The sequence below is a fragment of the Clostridium sp. genome, assembly GCF_050717635.1.
In the GTDB taxonomy this organism is placed as follows: Bacteria; Bacillota; Clostridia; order Clostridiales; family Clostridiaceae; genus Clostridium_AD.
This window is the reverse complement of the sequence record NZ_JBOITO010000040.1, coordinates 76628-83589: the sequence shown is the minus strand read 5'-3', so window position 1 is coordinate 83589 and position 6962 is coordinate 76628. Positions and strand designations below refer to the sequence as shown.

5 protein-coding genes are annotated in these 6962 nt (G+C 27.6%); all 5 read left to right on the top strand.

Going from position 1 to position 6962, the window contains the following annotated elements; genetic code table 11:
* Nucleotides 1–456: 456 nt before the first annotated feature.
* The 5 genes from ACREWB_RS21145 (at nt 457) to ACREWB_RS21125 (ending at nt 6708) form a co-directional block, all read left to right on the top strand.
* The gene (locus ACREWB_RS21145; RefSeq protein ID WP_431549453.1) at nt 457–1518 is read left to right on the top strand and encodes a PDDEXK nuclease domain-containing protein; all 1062 of its coding nucleotides are present in this window, start codon (nt 457–459) and stop codon (nt 1516–1518) included.
* Between the two features lie 657 nt (nt 1519–2175).
* Nucleotides 2176–2871, top strand: coding sequence for a response regulator transcription factor (locus ACREWB_RS21140; protein ID WP_431549452.1), 696 nt, complete (start codon nt 2176–2178; stop codon nt 2869–2871).
* Between the two features lie 9 nt (nt 2872–2880).
* Entirely contained in the window at nt 2881–3906 is a 1026-nt protein-coding gene (locus ACREWB_RS21135) for a sensor histidine kinase (protein ID WP_431549451.1), read from the top strand.
* A 104-nt stretch (nt 3907–4010) separates the two neighbouring features.
* Nucleotides 4011–4775: an ABC transporter ATP-binding protein gene (locus tag ACREWB_RS21130; RefSeq protein WP_431549450.1), complete on the top strand. Its 765-nt coding sequence runs from the start codon at nt 4011–4013 to the stop codon at nt 4773–4775.
* Nucleotides 4765–6708, top strand: a complete 1944-nt coding sequence (locus ACREWB_RS21125; protein ID WP_431549449.1) for an ABC transporter permease — start codon at nt 4765–4767, stop codon at nt 6706–6708. The genes ACREWB_RS21130 and ACREWB_RS21125 overlap by 11 nt, the downstream gene beginning before the upstream one ends.
* Nucleotides 6709–6962: the final 254 nt, after the last annotated feature.

Genomic DNA, 6962 nt, shown 5'->3' with positions numbered 1-6962 from the left:
CTAATCAGTATAACGAAATATTATCTTAGAACTTGTTAGTTCTTATGGAACCGCCGTGTACCGAACGGTATGCATGGTGGTGTGAGAGGTCGGCTAATCAAATAATGATTAGCCTCCTACTCGATTGCCACCGTTATTGTCGAGTCGCTCCCTTTATGGGGGGCGTGAATTGGATCGAAAGCATTATCGTATTAAATGGTATACTTAATGATACAGTAAAATTTCATTTGTAGCACATTAAGAAAGAGAAAATATTAAACAGCACGAGTAAGGCAGTTACTAAAATTAAAAATAAATATTGTTAATATAAATTGATACAATAAGGTGATATAATTAAATATAAATTGATACAATAAGGTGATATAATTAAATATAAAAGGTGCAAATTATGATTTGAATTTCTGAAACGAGACATTTAAATTATATATAATGCCAATTTAAGAAGGAGACCAAGATATGTCTAATGAGATTGTAAATAATGGTGAGGAAACATCTTTACTTTATCATAATGTTTCAGATTTAATAGAAACAACTAAAAAAAAGGTATATCACTCTGTAAACTCTGAAATTGTTTTGTTATATTGGAATATAGGGAAAACAATAAAGGAAGACATAATCAAAGGTGAAAGAGCGGGATATGGTGAAAAGCTTATTGAGGAGCTAGCAAAAGAATTATCAGTTCAATATGGTAAAGGGTACAGCAAAAGAAATTTGTTTAGAATGATTAAATTTTATGAATCATTTATGGATTGTGAAATAGTGACGACAGTGTCGGCACAATTGACTTGGTCCCATTTTGTTGAGCTTATTTCAATCGAAGATGATTTGAAAAGAGAATTTTATGCTACTATTTGTAGTAATGAAAGATGGAGTGTAAGAACTTTAAGAGAGAGAAAGAGTTCTATGATGTACGAGAGAACGGCTATATCTAAGAAACCGGAGATTACAATTACAAATGATTTAAAGCTACTTAGGGAAGAACATAAAATGACGTCAGACTTATTCTTCAAGGATCCATATGTACTTGATTTTCTCGGACTTGAAGATACATATAGTGAGAAAGATTTAGAGAATGCCATATTATCAGAACTTGAGAAATTTATATTAGAGATGGGAATTGATTTTGCTTTCTTAGGTAGACAGAAAAGAATTACTATAGATAATAAAGATTATTATATAGACCTTTTATTCTATCATAGAAGAATGAAACGACTAGTTATTATTGAACTTAAGTTAGAAGAATTTAAACCAGAACATAAAGGTCAGGTTGAACTTTATCTAAGATGGTTGAATAAGTATGAGAAAATGGATGGAGAAGAGAGTCCTCTTGCTATAATATTATGTGCTGAGAAGTCTAGTGAAACTATTGAACTTTTAGAATTAGGTAATAGTGGTATACATGTAGCGCAATATTTGACTCAGATGCCTTCAAAAGAAATATTTGAAGATAAATTGCATAAGGCAATACAAAAAGCAAAGTTACAGTTTGAGCAAAGAGTACTAAACAGTAAACGATAGTTAAAGCGTTTTAATGGATTTTTATTTGATTTGAAGCCTAAAATAATATAAGAATATTAAGTTTTTGAAAAAAATAAAGAAAGTGATTTGTAAATATTTAAATTTATACTAAGTATAGTATAATGATTTTCTATCAATGGACAGCGATATAATTAGTATCGGTTCGTCTCCACCAGTAAAATCCACAACTAATTAATTATTTGTTGTGGTTCTTATTATGCTTTAATTTGATAGGAGTAGAGTAGCTTGTTTTATGATTTTCAAGTTTAATTCTTAATGAAACAAATGAAGTGTTAGTTTAGAGTATACCGCAGACGAACGCGAATTAATAGCCTTCAAAGTGGCATTATTTGGTGGTGAATATACCTATAATCAGTTCATTTAATATATTTACTTTAAAAGAACACTTTAATATAATAAATATAAAGTTGAACATTTTCCACTTATAAACGCCTTTCTTTCATCTTCATACTTTTAAAAAAGATAGGTTTTTAAATTTATAGCAAGTTGTATAACACTTATTGAAAATATATGCCAAGGTTGGTATAATTTAAGAAAGAATGATTATATATTATTACTTAAAAAAATAGAAGAAAATATCTTAATATTAAAATATTGAGGGTTGAAAATTAAAATTATTCTTAGGAGAGATATAATATGTACAAGATTTTCCTTATTGAAGATGATGAAAAATTAAAGGAGCATATAAAAGAATACCTTGAGAGATATGATTATGATGTTGTTACAGTAGACGACTATAAAGAAATAGCTAATCAATTTGATAATGTAAATCCAGATTTGGTTCTTTTAGATATAAACTTGCCTTACTATGATGGCTTTTATTTTTGTCGTATTTTTAGAAAAAGATCTAAAATTCCAATAATAATTATATCAGCAAGAACAGCGGAGACAGAACAAATAATGGGCATTGAATTAGGTGCAGATGATTATATAGTAAAACCTCTTAGCCTTCAAATGCTACTTGTTAAAATTAGGGCATGCTTTAGAAGAACCACAGGAGAATATGCAGAAAATAAAAATGATATCATTAATGTAAATGGATTATTATTAGATGAAAGCAATTTCAAAATGATTTATAAAGAGCAAGAGTTAGAACTTACCAAAAACGAACTTAAACTTGTAAAAAAGCTTATAGAAAACAAAGATAAAATAGTAAAAAGAGAAGAACTATTAGAAATTCTCTGGGATGACAGCATTTTTGTAGACGATAATACATTAACTGTAAATGTAACAAGAGTTAAGAATAAATTAAAGGATATTGGTATAGAAACTGTTATTAAAACTAAAAGAGGCATTGGATATATATTTGATTCTAAAGCAGTAGGTATATAGATGTATCACATGAAAGATATAGTTGATAATTTTATTAAAGACAAATTACTAATTACAGCTGTTTATTTTATTAATACTTTATTAATAACGTTGTTTTTCTATCTTTATGTAGATGATAAAGTGGAACTACTATATCCTGTACTTGTTTCGATTTTTGTATATATAATATATATTAGCTTTGATTTTTATAGATACTATAGATTTAATACAAGTATTAAAAGAGCAATGAAAAATGTAAATTTTGATATTGTTGTAGAAACTAATGAGCATAAAGTAGTTAGTGAAGTTATAAATTCAATACATACAAATTATATAAATATTATTAATGAAAAGAAGGAAGAAAATAAAGTGAACAATAAATTCCTTTCACAGTGGGTGCACAATATGAAAACTCCTGTGTCTGTCATAGAAATAATTGTTCAGAAGCTTATGTATAAAGAACAAACTGATTTAAGACTCATTGAAGAAATAAGAGAAGAAAATACTAAACTTTTAAATGGTTTAGATCAGATACTTAATATGATGCGTTTAGAAGACTTTTCAATGGATTATCAGCCAGAGGCTGTGAATTTATATGATTCATTAAAAAAGGTGATTAATGAAAGAAAAAGTCAATTTATTTATAATAATGTTTTCCCAAAAGTACAATGCGTGTGTAACGCGGAAAAGATTTTAACGGATACTAAATGGAATGAGGTTATGATTGGGCAAATCATTTCAAATGCTATCAAATATAGTAGAACCTGTAATGAGAACAAAGAAGGAAGTAAGTATGTGTATTTTCATATTGAAAAACAAAATAAATATATCGTTCTTACTATAAAGGATGACGGGGGAGGCATACCATACTATGATATTAATAGAGTTTTTGAAGCTTTTTTTACAGGAGAAAACGGGAGAAAATACAAACAGTCCACAGGAATAGGATTATATATATGTAAGGTTATATCAGAAAAATTAGGACATGAAATATTAATAGAATCAGAAGAAGGAAACGGAACTTTGCTTAAAATAAAATACCTTTCAAAACTGTAAGGTTAGGGTAAGAAAAATGCATTTCTCACTTTATCTAGATAAAGTATAATTTATATTGTAAAGAGGATTTAAAGCATCTTCAAGAAATAGATAGGGGGAGAAGGATGATAGTATTACAAACTAAACAGCTCATTAAAATCTATGGAGGTAAAAATGATGGAAGTTCTACATATGCTTTAAATGGAGTAGATATGAGAATTGAAAGTGCCGAATTTGTAGGGGTAATGGGACCATCAGGAAGTGGTAAGACTACTCTTTTAAATATTTTAGGTGGAATAGATAAACCTACGTCAGGTACTGTTAAAATCATGGATAAAAACATTGAAGCTTTAAGTAAGGATGAGTTAGCAATTTTTAGAAGAAAGAAGTTAGGGTTTGTATTTCAAGAATTTAATCTTATGGATAGTTTAACATTAAAGGAAAATGTAATGCTTCCAATGATACTTAATAAAGTGAAAGCAGATATTATGGAATTAAAGGCAAAGGAAATCATGGATTTTTTTGAAATATATGATATATGTGATAAGTACCCATATAATGTGTCAGGGGGTCAGCAGCAAAGAGTAGCTGCAAGCAGAGCACTGGTAAATGATCCTGATATTATACTTGCAGATGAGCCTACTGGAAATTTAGATTCTAAATCATCCAATAATGTTATGAAATGCCTTGAGAAAATTAATGAAGAAAGAAATAGTACTATTTTAATGGTAACTCATGATCCTTTTGCAGCAAGCTTTTGTAAAAGAATTATCTTTATCAAAGATGGAAATATAAATATGGAAATTGTGAGAAAAGGAGATAGAAAAGAATTTTTTGATAGAATTTTAGACTGTCAGGCCATTATGGGCGGTGATAGAAATGACATTTAAGGATGTAGCGGTAAAGAATTTTAAATTTAACTTCAGAAGGTATTTTGCATATTTTCTATGTAGTAGCTTTTCTATAATGGTTTTATTTATGTACAGCACATTACTATTTAATAATGAACTCACGAAAAAACTTATAGATACTCCTATTTACGATATGATGAAGGTTGCACTCATAGTTATAGCTACATTCAGCTTTTTCTTTATAAGCTATGCCCATTCTTCCTTTATGAAATCACGTAATAGGGAATTTGGATTGTTTTTAACCTTAGGTATGACAAAAAAGGATATAAACAAAATTATAAAGGTTGAAAATAGAATAATAATTTTACTATCTTTAATATTTGGGTTGATAGTGGGTACTGTTTTTTCAAAATTGTTTTTTATGGTAGTTACCAGGATATTGCAACTGAAAGACATTAATTATATTATAAATTATAATAGCTATGCTTTAAGTATAGGTGTGTTTTTATTAATATATATAATTGTGTTATTGTTAACTAAAATTTATACAAATAAGCTAGAGATTATAGAACTTTTAAAAAATAGTAGAAAATCAGAAATAAATAAATTAAACCATCCAATTATAGGATTATTAGGAATGGCTTCATTAGTAGCTTCTTTTATATTAATGTATCTAACAATTACAGGGGTTATATTTAAGAATCAGTTTTCTACCATAACTGTATTTATAATCATGTGCCTTGTAGGATTATATCTTTGCATATCACAGTTTGGAAGTATGATTATTCATTTTTCAAGAAGGAGAAAGAGTGGATATTATAAAAATATTATTAGTATAACAGAGATAAATCATAAGTTTAATCAATATAAAAAAGTACTGTATGTTGTATCTATATTAAGTGGTGCAGCAATATTCTTTATAGGATTAACCTTTAGTTCTTATATTAGTACAAATGAATTTATAGAAAATCGATATCCTTATGATATTATGTACATGGAAACTTCAACGGAGAATAAATTAGCTGAGGAAGAATTAAATGTGATTTTAAATAATGACAAGACATCACTTGAGGAAAGTAAGGCTATAGATTTTATTCAAATGGAGCTTTATAAAATGAATAATATCCAAGAATATGAACTATTTAGTAGAAAAACTACAATATACTCAGAAAATGAAGTAAATAAATTATTACTTGAAAAAATAGACGTAGAAAAAGGTCATGCTATTACATCAAAGCACAGTAAAGAGGTAAATCCATGGTATAAAGAAAAGGAAGTAATAAAGCTAGAAGATGCAAAAAATAACAAGACCTATAAATTTGATTTTCAACAAGAAATATATGGTTCATTGGGGAATTATAATTTTAACTCGCGATATGATACTGTATTTGGAATAATACTTGATGATGAGGATTATAACAAGCTTTTAAAAGATAATGAAATATGTGAATTTCATCTGTTTAATTTTAAGCAATGGAAAAGCACAGAAAGCATTTTCAGTAGCCTAACGAGCAAGTTAAAAAAATCAAATGGCATTTCAGAAGAGGACCTTAAGCCAGTTTCAAAACTTTTGATGTATGACAGAGCTCTTGAACAATATGGGTTTTATCTTTTTGTAATGTGTTTTATTGGAAGTTTATTTTTCATATCAAGTGGAGTTGTATTATATTTTAAAATTTATACAGATTTAGATGACACAAAAATAAGATATAAAAAACTTTTTAAAATAGGAATTACAGAATATGAGATGAAAAAGGTAATATCAAAGGAGTTAAAACCAATTTTCTTTCTACCTGTTATACTGGGGAGCATGTTAGGCATTGGATATATTGCAGTACTATTTGTGAATTTTGCATTATACAAAAGACTATTAGTTGATTCAATGATAGTTGCATTACTTTATCTTTTGCTTCAGACTATATTCTATTTTATTTCGAGAAAAAAATATTTCAGTGAAGTTTTAGATTCTTAAAGATTAAATATATATGGTTACAAAAGTGATATAACATAACATAGGTATACAACAAATGCCCGTGAAATTTTGGTTTCAAGTCATTTGTGTTTTTAAAGTAAGCACTTATAGTTTATTTAACAATAGGCTATTATTGTTCATCAAACAGCTTCTAGGGTTAAGCTTCTATTTCACAGAATAATACTTTTGCTTTATATTTTTTAGATCGTTTCTTACAGAATTCTAATAATTTTTCCAACTCTTTAGAATTTATT